We start from the raw sequence: 15043 nt of genomic DNA on the forward strand, positions 1-15043 counted from the left end.
ACCATGTCCAACAAAGGAGAACCGTGATGGATTGGAACCGTGTTGAAGGCAACTGGAAGCAGGTGAAGGGCAAGGTCAAGGAACAGTGGGGCAAGCTCACCGACGACGACCTCGACCAGATCAACGGCCGCCGCGAACAGCTTGAAGGCAAGCTGCAGGAACGCTACGGCCTCGCCAAGGACCGCATCCGCAGCGACGTCGATACCTGGTACAACGGCCAGACCTGGCACTGATAACAATCCGACATCAGAGTATTCCACTCAGAAAGACTTGGCCCCGCTGATGCGGGGCTTTTTTCGTGCTGGTTATCAGCCGCGGCAAAGCGGGTTGAGTTGATAGCCGAATCCTGATCTCCATTGGACATCTTGAAACGGCGCACAACGGATAGACGAGACATGAGTACCGCGGAAAAATCGGACCACTCGAACCCCGAACTGCCCATGGGATATTCTCCGGTTCCCAGGGGCAAGCTTGCAAACGCCGTCACCTGTCTGGAAATGACCGAGAAGCCGCTGCGGAGGGAGACCGGCAACACTGCAGGGCTTTCCCTGGAGAGGATGCTGTCGCCCGATCCACAGATTTATCGGCAGCTCTTCCGGGCGATCGGTGAGGACTGGCTGTGGGTTTCCCGGCTTGTCATGGCCGATCAGGCGCTGAAAGCCATCATCGGCGACCCGTTGGTGGAAATCTACGTGCTGCTCTCGGACGGCCGGCAAGCCGGAATGCTGGAACTTGATTTCCGGCAGCCCGGCCAATGTGAACTGGTCTTCTTCGGGGTCGGAAAAAGCGCCATCGGAACAGGGGCGGGGCGCTATCTCATGAATCATGCTTTGTCCATCGCGTGGGCGCATCCGATCGAGCGGCTCTGGGTCCACACCTGCCATTTCGACCACCCGAACGCGCTCCCGTTTTATCAGCGGTCCGGCTTCAGGCCCTATGCTTTCATGGTCGAGGTCACGGATGATCCGCGGCTGACCGGAGTCTTGCCGCGGTCGGCGGCGCCGCATGTGCCCATCCTCGAGTAAGGCAATGCCAGGCAGGGGCTCTTCGAAAGTTCAGGATAGAAGGCTGTAAAGGTTCGTCGGCGCGCCGTGGAGCATGACCTGGCCTTCGAAGCCGAAGCCGCATTTCTCGAGAACGCGGCGAGATGCGGGATTGGCCGGGCGCACCAGCCCGATAATCCGGCGGGCACCCAGCTCTTCGACGGCAAAGGCCAGTATGCCGCGAACGAGCTCGGTTGCGTAACCGTGCCCCCAGCTTCGGGGATCGAGATGATAGGAGAGATTGAGCCCCTCGAACTCGTTCGACACGGTGACACCGCCAAAGCCGATCAGCTCACCATTGGCGATGACTGCAAAGCGGCCGAAGCTGTGTTGTTCCCAATGCGCCATGTCCTTCGCCAGCCGCGCGGCGCTTTCTTCAGGGCTGTCCGGCTGAGGCACGGGCCTGTGCGCGACCAGTTCAGGCTTTGCGAACAGCTCCATCAGAAAATGAAGATCCTCCATCGTCGGTGGGCGCAGCAGCAGCCTGTCGGTGCGGCGCGTCTCATTCATTGGAATATCATTGCCGTCAGTCATTCATGCTCCGCTTGGCAAAGGAAAGGCGCGGGGACAGGGAATAGCGATAACGATGTCCCGCCACCAGATAGCCTCTTCCTGTTCTCTCGTGCGGCGAAACATAGTCTCTCAACTCATGTAGCCGCCATCCAGCACCAGCGGACTTCCAAGCATGAAGGACGAGGCATCCGAGCAGAGCCACAGCACGCCTTCTGCAATCTCCTGCGGTGTGGCGATGCGGCCGATTGGCGTCTGGGCGATGATGGCGGCCGCAATATCGGCGCTCTTTTTCATAGAGGATTCGACGGGCGGGGTGCCGACCCAGCCGGGGCAGATCGCGGTAATGCGGATACCCTCGCGGGCATATTCGAGTGCGGCACTCTTCGTCAGCCCGATGACGCCGTGTTTTGCGGCCGCATAGGCCGCACCGCCCGGAAAGGGATAGCCGCGCAGGCCGTCAACGGAGGAGTTGTTGATGATGACACCGCCGCCGTTCTTCTGCATGGCCGGGATCTGATAGCGCATGCAGAGGAAGACCGAGGTCAGGTAGCCGTCGATGGTCTTGCGCCAGGCATCCTCGCCGAGGCTTCCAACCGGTGCGCCGCGTCCGCCGCTGCCGCCATTGTTGAAGGCGTAGTCGATCCGACCATATTGCTTGACGATGCCGGAGATCAGTCTTTCCACAGACTTGCCATTGGCCACGTCGCATTCGACCCAACTGGCGCTGCCATCCGCCAGGCTGGCAAGCGCCTGTTTTGCCCGTTTCTCGTTGCGGCTGGAGATGATGACGGTGGCACCCTCGCGCGCGAAAGCCTGTGCGGTCGCAAGGCCGATGCCGGACGATCCGCCGGTGACGAGGGCTATCTTGCCCTGCATTTCGGGATAACGTTTTGGGCTGGCGTCAGCGGGCATTCGGCGATTCCAGGTTCACACAGTCATGCCATATGAGCGTGCCTTGCGGCTCACTGCAAGATCAGGCGCTCGATGGCTGAAGGGAGGGCGCCATGCATGGCTCAGGGCGTTCAACGCTGCAATCGATTGCTCCCGCTTCGCGGGACCACATCTCAGCCCCCGGTGACACTCATATGCCGGGCAACGGCCGGGCGCTTGTGGGTGCGGTCGATGATGAAATCGTGGCCCTTGGGCTTGCGGGTGATGGCCTCGTCGATGGCCGCATGGAGCAGGCCGTCGTCTTCGGTGGCGCGCAGGGCGGCGCGGAGGTCGGCGGCGTCGTTCTGGCCGAGGCACATATAGAGCGTGCCGGTGCAGGTGAGGCGCACGCGGTTGCAGCTCTCGCAGAAATTATGGGTGAGCGGCGTGATGAAGCCGAGGCGGCCGCCGGTTTCTGCAACCTGGACATAGCGGGCAGGGCCGCCGGTCTGGTAACCGATATCGGTGAGCGTGAATTGCCGTTCCAGATCGGCACGCAGTTTTGAGAGCGGCAGGTACTGGTCGGTGCGATCTTCTTCGATCTCGCCCATCGGCATGGTTTCGATGACGGTCAGATCCATGCCGTGGCCATGTGCGAAGCGCAGCATGTCGGGCATTTCCGCTTCGTTGAAATCCTTCAGCGCCACGGCATTGAGCTTGATCTTCAGCCCGGCCTTCTGGGCGGCGTCGATGCCTTCCATGACCTTGGCGAAATCGCCCCAGCGGGTGATCTTGCGGAATTTCTCCGGATCGAGCGTATCGAGGGAAACATTGATGCGGCGCACGCCGCAGTCATAGAGCTCCTCGGCGTGGCGGGCGAGCTGCGAGCCGTTGGTGGTGATCGTCAACTCGTCGAGACCGGAGCCGACTTGGCGGCCAAGCTGGCGTACCAGGTACATGATGTTCTTGCGCACCAGCGGCTCGCCACCGGTCAGGCGAATCTTGCGCACGCCCTTGGCGATGAAGGCGGAACAGAGCCGGTCGAGCTCTTCCAGCGTCAAGAGATCCTTCTTCGGCAGGAAGGTCATGTTTTCCGCCATGCAATAGGTGCAGCGGAAGTCGCAGCGGTCGGTGACGGAAACGCGTAGATAGGTGACGGCACGCCCGAAGGGGTCGATCATCGGCGCTGCATCCGCTACCAGCGGCGAGGCATTGCCTATCGTTCCTACTATGGTGTTCACTTCAATCTCCGTACTCTCCTTAATGTGGGCATATGCTATTGTGGCGTCAAGGGAAACAGCTTTCGGCGCCACGGTAAATTACGCTTGCGCCGAAAAAGATCAGCGCCTACTCCTCGCAGAAGAAAAGGACATAACGATGAGCGATATCTGGCCCACCGAACTCCGGGTTTCGAAAGACCGCCAGAGGCTGGTGGTAAGCTTCAATGACGGGCAGAGCTTCGATCTCTCGGCCGAGCTTCTGCGCGTGTTGTCGCCCTCGGCCGAGGTTCAGGGGCATGGGCCGGGGCAGAAGGTCACGGTGCCGGGCAAGCGCAATGTCGCCATCATCTCAATGATCCCGACAGGCAATTATGCCGTGCGCATCGGCTTCGACGACATGCACGATACCGGCATATATACCTGGACCTATCTGCGCGAACTCGGTGAGCGAGGCTTCGAGCTTTTCTCCGCCTATGAGGAAGAGCTGAAGGAAAAGGGAATGAGCCGCGACGTGGCGGAAAAACCAAGATAATCTTCAATATCAGGCGAAGGGGCGACGAGGGGGCACATGACGGAAACGCATAAAAAGAGCTGGCTGCGAGCCCACGGGCATACCGGCAGCAGGGTCACATTCCTGGAACTCTTCTTCGATCTCGTTTTCGTCTTTTCCATTTCACAGCTGTCGCATGCGCTCTTTGCGCATTACACGCTGTTTGGCGCCGCCGAAGCCGCACTGATGATGTTCGCCGTCTGGTGGGTGTGGATCTTCACCGCCTGGGCGACGAACTGGCTCGACCCCGAGCGCATGCCGGTGCGATCCTTGCTGATCGTGATGATGATGCTCGGCCTCATTCTTTCGGCCTCCATTCCCGAAGCATTCGGCGAAAAGGGCCTGCTCTTCGCCTCAGCCTACGTACTGATGCAGGTCGGCCGCTCGGCCTTCACTGCCTATGCGATGCGGGCTGCAGGCCGTTCGGCCACGCTCAACTTCGTGCGCATTACCGCCTATTTTGTCGTCGCCGGCATATTCTGGATCGCTGGCGGGCTGCTGGAGCATGAAGCACGGCTGATCTGCTGGGTCATCGCGCTCGCCATCGAATATTGCGGGCCGGCGCTCTCCTTTGTCGTGCCTGGCCTCGGCAGATCGAATGCGGCGGAGTGGGATGTTTCCGGCGCGCATATGGCGGAGCGTTGCGCGCTTTTCATCATCATCTGCCTTGGCGAAGCGATCCTCGTATCCGGCCGCACCTTCTCCGAAATGGAATTCTCCGCCATGACCGGCGTGGTCTTTCTGATCGGTTTCATCGGCACGGTCGCCATGTGGTGGCTCTATTTCCGCTTCGGCCATGAGCGCGCGGCACACCGCATCGAGCACACGGATACGCCTGGCAGTATCGCACGGCAGGCCTTCACCTATGCGCATATTCCTGTTCTCGCAGGCATCATCGTGCACGCCGTGGCGGTGGAATTCATGTTCGAACATCCACATGAGACGGGCAGCCTCGCCATTGCCGCTTCCGTGCTCGGCGGCTCCGGCCTCTTCCTGATCGGCAATCTCTGGTTCAAGGGCGCCACCAGCGGCCGTCTGCCGCTCTCCCATCTCGCCGGCATCGTCATCCTGATCCTCTGCGCCTTCTTTGCGCCGTTCATACAGGTCTATGTAATGGGCATTCTGGCGGCGCTGGTGCTGATTATCGTGGCGGCCTGGGAGTACAAGTCGCTGACGCGGGCGCCGGCCGGGCCGGCGTTGCATTAGAGAGTCCGGCATCGCAAAAGGTCATGCATCACGCAGAAACTCCTGCGGTGTAACGGCAAGCCCTTCCAGCCAGCGATTGCCGCGCTCGTATAGAGCTTCCACCTGTTTGCCCTTCAGGCCCGGCATGTCGCGCTTTACACGATATCCGATCTGCTCCTGTATATAGGCGAGATGCCGATATCCTTCCGGAAATGCCTGCAGCACCTCTCGGTCGATCCCGAGTATATCGGCGGGCGAAAGAGGATCGATCCTGTCTTTCTCATAGATCGGCTGCCGGATGACGATTGCCCAGCGGTCATTTCTCTTTTCGAGGAAGTCGTAGAAGCGCCCGGTGCAAACCACGTCGCAAGGGCAACCGTGAACCGATGCCCGCTGGGAGATCGTCATCTTGGTCTGAGCTATCGCCCGATGCGCTCTGATGTCGATCGAACTGCCGCCGAGAAAATGGAGGATGCTTACGCCTTTGTTCCAGCCATCCCGGCTGACACGGATAAACTCCGTTGCAGGCCCTTGGAACCAAGTCGCCATCATCCAGGCGTCGTCGTGCCATACGGTCTGGAAACGCTCCCAATGACCGGCATCCCGCCAGATCGCCCAGTTCTGAAGAAGCTCGTTTATTGCAAGCTTGTCATCCCATGCCGGCATCGTCACTACCCCCGCTTGTGTGCTGCAAGCCTCGAAGATAGCTCCGGGCTCAATCCTCGTCACGCAGATCCTGCAGCAGCACGGAGATGATGCGCTCCATCGAGTTGGCGGTCGCCATGCATTGCTCGATCGGCTCGTCCGAGAGCACACGGTCGATGAGGCTGGTCTGGATGGCCATGGCTTCCTCGCTCAGCTTTCGCCCCTCCGGCGTCAGGTAGAGGCGCAGCACGCGCTTGTCGCGCTCGTCGTCGCGGCGAAGGATCAGGCCGCGCTTTTCCATCTGTGGCAGGAGCATGCTCATATTGGAGCGGCCGACCAGCAGCTTACGGGCCAGCTCCTGCTGCGAAATGCCTTCGAAGCGGTAGAGATTGACGAGAATATCGAGATGCGGCGGCTTGATATCGAGATCCGATAACAAGCGCGCCAGGGATTGTTGCATGAGCTGGCAGGCGCGAGCCACCGCGATCCAGCTGCGAAAACGCGGATGATCCCAGGGAAGGGATTGATTTTTGTTCATCGTTGTACTTTATTGTTCAGTGTTGAACATTATCGGAATCCCATCATGGCAAAATTTGCGCTTGAGGTCACCCGCCTCGGATTTTCGCTCATGCAATCCGTTTCCCCGCGTCTTGCCGGCGAAGCGGCCTTCCGGCTGTTCTGCCGAACGCCATCCGTCAAGCCGAAAGGCGAGAAGGCGAAGGCGGCGCATGCGGCAGGTGTTGCCAGGCTTGCGGGCGCGGAACGCTTCCTGCTGCCGGTCGAGGGTAAGCGCGCCCATGCCTACCGGCTGAACGGCGGGGCGCTCGGGCGGCGCAAGCGTTACCTCGTCACCCATGGCTGGGGCTCCGGCATGGCCTATATGGCCGATCTGGTAACGATGCTGGCGGATACCGGCGCGGAAGTGATCGCGCTCGATTTTCCCGGCCACGGTCGCGCTGGCGGACGCTTCCTGCATATGGGGCTGGCGGTCAAGGCGATTGCGGCTGCGGAAGCGCGTTTCGGCCGCTTCGATGCCGTCGTCGGCCATTCCTTCGGCGGCGCGGCGCTGATGGTGTCGGCTTCCTCCATGCTGCCGGATGTAAATCCAGTCTCGGCCGAACGCATGGTGCTGATCGGCTCCCCCAGCGAAATGCGGTGGCTGTTTACCGATTTCGGCCGGATGCTGCGGCTGAAGCCTGCCGCACAGGCCGCGCTCGAGGATGTCGTGCAGCGTGTCACCGGTCGCAGACTTGAGGATTTCGACGCGGGAAAAACGGCCGCAAGCATCGGCAAGCCCGTGCTGGTCATCCATGCCGAGGACGACAAGGAAGTCAGTGCCGCCCATGCGCGGCGTTATGCGGCCTCAGGCGGGCAGGTGCGGCTGTCCTGGGCGAACGGTTTTGGCCACCGGCGCATCATCTCGGCCGCCCCAGTTCTTGACGAGGTCGCAGCGTTTCTGGCTGAGGAAGACATCAAGAAAGCTGCTGAGATCATTCCGATTTTTGAGCTTCCGGCGCGCCGCGCATCGGTGTAGCGTCCGGCCGGCCGCAGGTCAGGCGGTCGGCAATAGGACTGGGCAGCAATGAAGATCATCAGCAGTATCGAAGAGCTCAACGAGATCTATGGCGCGGGCCTGTCGCAGGCATCCGTCGACAAGGTGACGAAACGGCTGACACCCCTCTATCGCGGAATGATCGAGATTTCGCCCTTCGTGGCGCTTGCGACCGTCGGCCCGGAAGGGCTCGACTGTTCGCCGCGCGGCGATCTCGGCGGCGTGGTGCGCATCGTCGACGACACCGTGCTGCATCTTCCCGACTGGCGCGGCAACAACCGCGTCGATTCGCTTTCCAACATCGTGCGCGACCCGCGCATGTCGCTGATGTTCCTCATTCCCGGCTCGAATACGGTGATGCGCATCAACGGCCGCGGCGTGGTCTCCAACGACGAGGCGCTGCTTTCGAGTTTCGAGATGGATGGCAAACATCCGCGCACGGTCATCGTCGTCAGCATCGTCGAGGTCTATTTCCAATGCGCGCGTGCAGTGATGCGCGCCGAGCTGTGGAATGCGGAGCACTTCGTCGACCCCGCGAATTTACCGACGCCTGGGCAGATGCTGAAGGATGCGGTGGGGGATTTCGATCATGAGACTTATGATCGGGAATGGCCGGTGCGGGCTGCCAAGACGATGTGGTGAGGTGAGGGTAAGGCGGGGTTTTTAGAGGGTCCGAACCGGCCAAGCGATAGCACCAAATTGGGCAGCCTCTAAGCCGCCACTCTCCTCGGAAAGAGCACAGCGTCCGGCGCCGTCCTGACCCCATCGACGACAAGCGGCGTCCCATAGACATCAGGCACCTCAATCCCAAGCCTTGAATGCAGTGCCTCCGCCGAGCACGGCAGAAACGGCAGGAGGCAGCGCGCAACGACTGCCAACCCATAAACCTGCTCCGCGAGGCAACCACCAAGACGATCAACTGTCGCCTGCCGTTCTTCGGGCGTGATGTCACCAAGTAGCGCCTTCGCATCCGCCCATGGGGCACGCTTCGCAAAACGGCGGTTCGCCTCGCCGACAAAAGCGAAGATATCAGCAAGACCGACATGCAGCTCATAGGTATCGAAAGCCGCAGCCACCTTCGCTGGAAGCCGCGCCGCCTCCTGTGTAAAATCGCTCTCCTGCAGCGGAGGAACGACCCCACCGAAGGCAGATGAGACAAGCGCCAGCACCCGGTTGGCGAGATTGCCGAGCTGGCCGCCGAGCTCTCCTGTCCAGGCGGCTTCCAGACGCTCAGCCGAGAAGTCGCCATCATCGCCCGAGCGAATATGCCGGAGCAGGTAGTAGCGCAGCGCATCCGGCGTGCCATAAGCATCGATGACGCTGTTGGGGTCGATGCCATTGCCGGCGGATTTGCCAATCTTTCTGCCGTCAACCGTCACATAGCCATGCACCAGGATCGACGACGGCGGCTGCAGGCCTGCCGAGAGCAGGATGGCCGGCCAGTAGATGGTATGGAATTTCGAGATACCCTTGCCGACGACGTGGATGCGCTCACCGCTGGCGGTCCAATAGCGATTGAAGAGCTCCTCATAGGTGCCGTAGCCGAGCCCCGTCAGGTAGTTGGCCAGCGCATCGAACCAGACATAGACGACTTCATCGCTATCAGGCACGGGAACGCCCCAACCGCGCGCCCGCTCGGCGCTGCGCGAGACGCTGATGTCGTCAAGGCCCCGACGCAGCAGCGCCAGCACCTCGTTGCGCCGGTGGGTCGGAACGATGGAGAGTTCACCGGTCTCGATCAGTTGCAGGATGCGGTCGCCATAGCGCGAGAGGCGGAAGAACCAGTTCTCTTCCCGGACGAGTTCAAGAGGGACGCCGTGCTCAGGGCAGCGGCCGTCAACGAGGTCCGAGGGCTCGTAGAACTGCTCGCAGCCGACGCAATAAAGGCCTTCATAGGCCTTGCGATAGAGGTCGCCATTGTCGGCGCAGGCGTTCCACAAAGCGTGCACGCAGGTGACGTGCCGCGGGTCACGTGAGGTACGCACGAACTCGTCGTTGGAAATATCGAGCCGTGTGCCGAGCCGCTCGAACCTGTCGGCATTGGCATTGACGAAATCCGCCACGGGCAGACCGGCGGCTTCGGCCGAGCGGACATTCTTGAGGCTGTTGTCATCGGTGCCGCACTGAAAGCGCACATTGCGGCCGAGCAGGCGGAAGTGGCGGGCATAGGCATCGGCCTGCACGAGTTCGAGCGCGAAGCCCACATGCGGGGCGGCGTTCACATAGGGGATCGAGGTGGTGATATAGGTCTTATTCATCGGTTGATCCTTTCGAGGGCTAGTTGCCCCGCGAGACGGATCGACTTACGAAAAGACCGCCTCGAGGGCGGTCGCTGGTGCATTATGGACGCACGAAACCCGCCACGCTATGAGCGCGGCATCATCATCACAAAGGTGCTGATTGCGGTTCTGTCCATGCGGGATGTGGTAACATCTGGGGCGGCTTTGGGCAAGCGGGCTGCTTTCGCCGTGTTGTCAGCTATCCTGCGGTATCGTGATGCGATTGCATGGAGGACGCGATGGCGATGGAAAGCGTGAGAACCGGTGGCTGCGCGTGCGGCGCAGTCAGGTACGAAGTCGAAGGCGAGCCGTATCAATCCGGGCTCTGCCACTGCACCAAATGCCGGAAGCTGACCGGTTCCATCTTTTCGGCAACGGCGAACTGGCGTCGCTCGAAGTTCAAGATGGATGGCGAGATCAGTACCTACGACAAACGGTCGTTCTGCCCAATCTGCGGCTCGCGGCTGTTCTTCGTGCTTGATGACGCTGTGGAAGTCTTCATCGGCACCCTAGATCAGGCACCGAACGACATCCACCCCATGGTCGAGGTCTGGACCATCCGCCGCGAACCCTGGCTGCCACGGGTTCCGGATGTCAGGCTTTACGACGAAAACGAACACGCACCGTAAAATCGGCAGGCGCCCGCATCATCAGTAAAACGTCGATTTGAAGGGAACGATCGCCGAGCCCATGGCGGCGGCGTCGCCCGATATGTCGGAGACGATGAGCTTGGGGTGTGGGCGGGCGACGCCGTAGCGCGGGCGGCCGAAAAGTTCGGTGCGTTCGCTCAACATCTGCGCCAGTCCCGGCGGCACCTGGCCGCCGAAGACGATCGCCTGCGGGTCGTAGATCGCCCAGATGGCGTTGATGAGACGGTTATAGGCGGGTGTGATCTCCTCGACCCATTCTGCCACGCCCGGCCATTTCGGATCGAAATTCCTGCGCAGGTAAGGGATCGACGGCACGTCGACATTGTGGCGCTTGAGCTTCTCCAGGAGCAGCTGCAGGGCAGGGCGTCGGACCATCTCCTCGTCGTCATACATGCCCGAGAATTCGCCGGCATTGCCATTGCCGCCGGCCAGGAGCTCGCCGTCGTTGATCAGGCCGCCGCCGAAGCCGTAATTGAAGCTGAGATAGGCGAAGTGCTTGATGAAGCGGCCGGCGCCGAACATCGCCTCGGCGACGGCGCCGGCGCTGCCGCCGTTCAGGAGCCAGACGGGCTTTTTGAACAGATCGCTCAGAAGCGGCCCAAGCTCGATCAGCGACCATTCATGCAGCGGCATCGAGGCATTGTATTTTGTCCCGGAGATCAGAGCGCCGGCAATGCCGAAGCCGATGCCGAAGAAGGTCTCGTCATCGAGGCCGTTCAGCTGCTGCAATTCGGCAATGCGTTCGCACACGCGATCCAGCGCCTGGTTCATGCCCCGCTCCCTCAGCGAGATGTCGCTTTCGCCGAGCACATTGCCTGACAAATCCACCAGGCAGATGTCGACCACGTCGGAATTGACGGAAATGCCGATCGAATAGGCGTGGCGGCCGTTGAGCCTGAGCATCGGGCTCGGCTGGCCGCGGCCGAGGCCGGGCTTCGGGGACCCCAGAGAAACGATGCCGCGCTCGACGAGCTGGTCGATGATGCGATGGACCGATTGCTGGGTCAGATCCGCATGACTTGTGATCTCGGATCGTGACAGGCCGGGATTGCGCCAGATGAGCTTCAGCAGGCTGCGTTCATTCGCGGAAACGACAATTTCCTCTCCCGGACGCCGGAATCGGGATGCAATCAACGGTTCTGGAAAATAAGGCATGACGCACCTCGAATATACCATAAAAGTGTAACTGTAACGCAGATGGTAACCGCAGGTGCCTGCATAAAGGGCTTCTCGCCCTCAATCAAGTCGGACCACGTCATCGATTTGTTACACACAAAGTGTATTAAGCCGGCCGTTCACGATCCGGACGCTGATCCGGCGGGTCTCAAATTCAGGCGAGGGCAAAATGAAGATTTCCATTCTGGTGGCTGCGGCCGCCCTGATGACGGCTGCGTGTTCTTCTGCGCAGGCTGCCAATTTCGAATTCTGGTACGGCAATACGGGGAGCGTCGAAAAGGCGATCCTGGCGCAATGCGACGCCTTCAATTCATCGCAGTCGGCCAATCACGTCACCTGCGTCGGGCAGGGAAGCTATGAAGTCTCCATGCAGAAGGCGATTGCCGCCTACCGTTCCAACAAGCATCCGCTGCTGATCCAGTTCTTCGATGCCGGCACGCTCGACCTGCTGCTGTCGGACGCCGTCGTTCCGGTTCAGGACGTGCTGCCCGATGTCGACTGGAACAATTACATTAAGGGCGCGCGCTCCTATTACGAAACGTCAGGTGGCAAGCTCTATTCGCAGCCCTACAATTCCTCGACGCTGCTCTTCTACGTCAACAAGACGGAGCTCGAAAAAGCCGGCGTCACCGAGATGCCGAAGACCTGGGAGGACATTATCGAGGCTGCCCGCAAGCTGAAAGCTGCCGGCAACGAGTGCCCCTATGTCACCAATGGCGAGCCGTGGTCGATGTTCGAGCAGTTCTCCGCCCGTCACGGCCTGCCGATCGCTTCCAAACACAATGGCTATGACGGTCTCGATGCCGAATATGTCTTCAACACCACTTTCTTTGCCAAGCACCTGCAGAACCTGATCGACTGGCGCAAGGAAGGCCTGGTGAAGATCGCCAGCGATACCAAGGCCGGCAATTACACCGCCGCCTTCAATTCCGGCGAATGCGCCATGATGGAAAATTCCTCCGGCTCCTACACGGACTCGTCCAAGGCCTTTGCCGGCAAATATGAACTCTCCGTCAGCCTGACGCCGATGTACAAGGGTTACGAGCGCCACAACACCTTCGTCGGCGGCGCCTCCATCTACATCATGAAGGGCCATGACCAGGCCGAGATCGATGGCGCCAAGGCCTTCCTCGATTTCCTGCGCAAGCCCGAACAGCAGATGTTCATGACGGCTTCGACCGGCTACGTACCGGTCACCAACGACGTGCTCGATGCCATCGCCAAGAGCCCTGATGCCGGCACCACCAAATATGCGACGGCGGGCGTCGGCATCGAATCCATGAACGAGCCCGGCACCCCCGACACCCGCGGCATCCGCCTCGGCTTCTACGTGCAGTTCCGCTCGATCCTAATCGAAGAAACGCAGAAGGCGTTTGCCGGCACGCAGACCGCACAGGCATCGCTCGACAGTGCCAAGAAGCGTGGCGACGAGCTGCTGCGCCGCTTCGAGCAGACCTACAAGACGGCAAAGCTGCCCTGATCCATCTCCGGTGCGGCGCCCCCCGTCGCCGCACCGGCTTTTCTCGAAATGGACATGCGTGATGTCGTCGGAATCCTCGCTTTTCAGCCATCGCTGGCTGCCGCTGCTGCTTGCCGCACCCTTGCTGCTGCTGATCCTCATCTTCTTCTACGCGCCGATCATCCAGGCCTTCTACTGGTCCTTCTTCCTGGAAAGGCCGTTCGGCGGCGGGTCGGAGTTCGTCGGCTGGGATAATTTCCGCCGCGTGCTTGCCGATCCGGAATTCTGGGATGCCGGCTGGCGCACGATCCTCTTCATGGTCTTCGCCTCGTCGCTGGCGGTCGCTCTGCCACTGATCCTGGCGGTGGCGGCCGACCGGAAAATCCGCCTGTCGCTGACGGCCCGCAACGTGCTGGTCTGGCCGAAGGGTGTGGCGGGCGCCTCGATCGGCGTCGTCTTCGCCTTCATCTTCAATCCCTTCGTCGGCATTCTGGCGCCGATCAACCATTTCTTTCCGGGCGCCTGGGCGCCGGGCCTCAATGGCACCGATGCTTTCATCACGCTGATCGTCGCCCACGTGTGGGGCGGCATTCCCTTTAATTTCGTCATCCTGCTCGCCGGGCTGCAATCCATTCCGCGCACCATGTTTCAGGCAGCCGCCATGGATGGCGCTGGGCCATGGCGGCGCATCTTCGATGTGCAGCTGCCGCTGATCATGCCGCAGCTCTTTCTGACGCTGGTGCTGGAATTCACAGAGAGCGTCACCTCGGCCTTCGCGCTGATCGACACGATTACCAAGGGCGGACCGGGCGGCTCCACCAATCTGCTCGTCTACAAGATCTATACCGACGGCTTCAGCGGTTACGATCTCTCCGGCGCGTCCACCCAGACGGCCATCCTGATGGTCTTCGTCGTCATCCTCACCGCCGCGCAGTTCCTGCTTCTCGGCCGCAGCATCAATTACGAACGGTAAGGGCCAGCCATGATCGAAAACGCTCGCTCGCTCAATTTCGCCGCCAGCGCCATCCTGGCTGTCGGTATCATCTTCATTCTCGGGCCGCTCTACCTGACGCTCGCCAATGCATCGCAACCTTATGAATTCCTGCTGCGCAACGGGCTTGCCTGGTATCCGGGCGACCAGTTCATCGCCAATGTGATGCGCGTCTTCACCGAGACCCGCATCCCGATCCAGATGCTGAACAGCATGCTGGTGGCCTTTTACGATGCCTTCTTTACCTGCGCGCTTTCCTTTCTCGCTGCCTATGCGCTCGTCTATTTCCGCATCCGCTGGGCAGGTATCGCCTTCGCGGTGATCCTCGCGACGATCATGCTGCCGATCGATATCCGCGTCATCACCACCTATCAGGTGGCGGCGAACATCTTCTCGCCACTGAATGCGCTGCTCGATCTCACCGGCGCCAATGCGCTGATCGAAAGCCTGTTCGGCGCACCTGTTCATCTCGAACTCAGCGTGCTCGACACGCATTTCGGGCTCGTGGCACCACTGGTTGCACATGGAACCGGCACCTTCCTGTTCCGGCAGTTCTTCCGCACGCTGCCAGCCGATCTCTTCAAGGCGGCGCGCATGGATGGGGCAGGGCCGATCCGCTTCCTCTTCCATATCCTGCTGCCGATCTCGCTCAGCAGCTTTGCAGCGCTGTTCGTGCTGACCTTCCTCAGCGGCTGGACACAATATCTCTGGCCGCTCGTTGCCGCCTCCAAGCCCGAGATGACAACGGCAGTCGTCGGTCTGGCGCGGCTCGCACCCGACATGGAAGGCGAAATCCCTGATTTTCCGATGATCATGGCTGGTGTCGTGGTCGTCTCGGTCATTCCCCTTGCGATGATTGCGCTGCTGCAGCGTTACCTAGTGCAAGGCCTTGTTCTTTCGGAGAAATGAC

The 15043-nt window shown here is 60.7% G+C and carries 17 protein-coding genes; 10 read left to right on the plus strand and 7 right to left on the minus strand.

Annotation, left to right across the window (positions count from 1 at the left end; translation table 11 throughout):
• The first annotated feature begins 26 nt into the window (after nucleotides 1-26).
• The gene (locus tag ACR9ZQ_RS14530; protein ID WP_113321602.1) at nucleotides 27-233 is read left to right on the plus strand and encodes a CsbD family protein; all 207 of its coding nucleotides are present in this window, start codon (nucleotides 27-29) and stop codon (nucleotides 231-233) included.
• A gap of 162 nt (nucleotides 234-395) precedes the next feature.
• Nucleotides 396-1025 carry a GNAT family N-acetyltransferase gene (locus tag ACR9ZQ_RS14535; protein ID WP_481428154.1) on the plus strand — a complete coding sequence of 210 codons (630 nt, stop codon included), beginning with the start codon at nucleotides 396-398 and terminating at the stop codon, nucleotides 1023-1025.
• Between the two features lie 30 nt (nucleotides 1026-1055).
• Here the strand turns inward: ACR9ZQ_RS14535 and ACR9ZQ_RS14540 are convergent, their stop codons facing one another.
• From ACR9ZQ_RS14540 to moaA, 3 genes are all read right to left on the minus strand, one after another.
• On the minus strand, nucleotides 1056-1577 hold the full coding sequence (locus tag ACR9ZQ_RS14540; protein ID WP_481428155.1) for a GNAT family N-acetyltransferase: 522 nt from the start codon (nucleotides 1575-1577) through the stop codon (nucleotides 1056-1058).
• A 108-nt stretch (nucleotides 1578-1685) separates the two neighbouring features.
• Nucleotides 1686-2468, minus strand: a complete 783-nt coding sequence (locus ACR9ZQ_RS14545; protein ID WP_481428156.1) for an SDR family NAD(P)-dependent oxidoreductase — start codon at nucleotides 2466-2468, stop codon at nucleotides 1686-1688.
• A gap of 152 nt (nucleotides 2469-2620) precedes the next feature.
• Complete coding sequence (gene moaA, locus ACR9ZQ_RS14550) at nucleotides 2621-3667, minus strand: GTP 3',8-cyclase MoaA (protein WP_481428157.1); 1047 nt, start codon at nucleotides 3665-3667, stop codon at nucleotides 2621-2623.
• A gap of 136 nt (nucleotides 3668-3803) precedes the next feature.
• Here moaA and ACR9ZQ_RS14555 point away from each other — a divergent pair, with 136 nt between their 5' ends.
• A complete protein-coding gene (locus ACR9ZQ_RS14555) occupies nucleotides 3804-4178 on the plus strand; it encodes a gamma-butyrobetaine hydroxylase family protein (RefSeq protein ID WP_113321606.1) in 375 nt (124 codons plus the stop codon).
• Between the two features lie 36 nt (nucleotides 4179-4214).
• The gene (locus ACR9ZQ_RS14560) at nucleotides 4215-5402 is read left to right on the plus strand and encodes a low temperature requirement protein A (RefSeq protein WP_310387758.1); all 1188 of its coding nucleotides are present in this window, start codon (nucleotides 4215-4217) and stop codon (nucleotides 5400-5402) included.
• A gap of 21 nt (nucleotides 5403-5423) precedes the next feature.
• On the opposite strand, the gene ACR9ZQ_RS14565 is transcribed toward ACR9ZQ_RS14560, so the two are convergent.
• A complete protein-coding gene (locus tag ACR9ZQ_RS14565) occupies nucleotides 5424-6047 on the minus strand; it encodes a nuclear transport factor 2 family protein (protein WP_113321608.1) in 624 nt (207 codons plus the stop codon).
• A 49-nt stretch (nucleotides 6048-6096) separates the two neighbouring features.
• Nucleotides 6097-6564, minus strand: coding sequence for a MarR family winged helix-turn-helix transcriptional regulator (locus ACR9ZQ_RS14570; RefSeq protein ID WP_481428158.1), 468 nt, complete (start codon nucleotides 6562-6564; stop codon nucleotides 6097-6099).
• A gap of 45 nt (nucleotides 6565-6609) precedes the next feature.
• On the opposite strand from ACR9ZQ_RS14570, the gene ACR9ZQ_RS14575 reads away from it, so the two are divergent.
• Together ACR9ZQ_RS14575 and ACR9ZQ_RS14580 are read left to right on the plus strand one after the other, a co-directional pair.
• Nucleotides 6610-7560: an alpha/beta hydrolase gene (locus ACR9ZQ_RS14575; RefSeq protein WP_481428159.1), complete on the plus strand. Its 951-nt coding sequence runs from the start codon at nucleotides 6610-6612 to the stop codon at nucleotides 7558-7560.
• A 48-nt stretch (nucleotides 7561-7608) separates the two neighbouring features.
• Nucleotides 7609-8220, plus strand: coding sequence for a pyridoxamine 5'-phosphate oxidase family protein (locus ACR9ZQ_RS14580; protein WP_481428160.1), 612 nt, complete (start codon nucleotides 7609-7611; stop codon nucleotides 8218-8220).
• 68 nt (nucleotides 8221-8288) lie between these two features.
• Here the strand turns inward: ACR9ZQ_RS14580 and metG are convergent, their stop codons facing one another.
• Nucleotides 8289-9836 (minus strand): methionine--tRNA ligase, encoded by a 1548-nt coding sequence (gene metG, locus ACR9ZQ_RS14585; RefSeq protein WP_481428161.1) that lies wholly within the window; start codon nucleotides 9834-9836, stop codon nucleotides 8289-8291.
• 260 nt (nucleotides 9837-10096) lie between these two features.
• Between metG and ACR9ZQ_RS14590 the strand changes: the two genes are divergently transcribed.
• The gene (locus tag ACR9ZQ_RS14590) at nucleotides 10097-10486 is read left to right on the plus strand and encodes a GFA family protein (protein ID WP_310387750.1); all 390 of its coding nucleotides are present in this window, start codon (nucleotides 10097-10099) and stop codon (nucleotides 10484-10486) included.
• Between the two features lie 21 nt (nucleotides 10487-10507).
• Here the strand turns inward: ACR9ZQ_RS14590 and ACR9ZQ_RS14595 are convergent, their stop codons facing one another.
• Complete coding sequence (locus ACR9ZQ_RS14595) at nucleotides 10508-11662, minus strand: ROK family transcriptional regulator (protein ID WP_481428162.1); 1155 nt, start codon at nucleotides 11660-11662, stop codon at nucleotides 10508-10510.
• Between the two features lie 190 nt (nucleotides 11663-11852).
• Between ACR9ZQ_RS14595 and ACR9ZQ_RS14600 the strand changes: the two genes are divergently transcribed.
• From ACR9ZQ_RS14600 to ACR9ZQ_RS14610, 3 genes are all read left to right on the plus strand, one after another.
• The gene (locus ACR9ZQ_RS14600; RefSeq protein WP_481428163.1) at nucleotides 11853-13163 is read left to right on the plus strand and encodes an extracellular solute-binding protein; all 1311 of its coding nucleotides are present in this window, start codon (nucleotides 11853-11855) and stop codon (nucleotides 13161-13163) included.
• A 61-nt stretch (nucleotides 13164-13224) separates the two neighbouring features.
• The gene (locus tag ACR9ZQ_RS14605) at nucleotides 13225-14115 is read left to right on the plus strand and encodes a carbohydrate ABC transporter permease (protein WP_439015177.1); all 891 of its coding nucleotides are present in this window, start codon (nucleotides 13225-13227) and stop codon (nucleotides 14113-14115) included.
• A gap of 9 nt (nucleotides 14116-14124) precedes the next feature.
• The gene (locus ACR9ZQ_RS14610; RefSeq protein ID WP_439015176.1) at nucleotides 14125-15042 is read left to right on the plus strand and encodes a carbohydrate ABC transporter permease; all 918 of its coding nucleotides are present in this window, start codon (nucleotides 14125-14127) and stop codon (nucleotides 15040-15042) included.
• The last annotated feature ends 1 nt before the right edge of the window (nucleotide 15043 follow it).

This window comes from Rhizobium sp. KNZ14-9A (genome assembly GCF_056755015.1).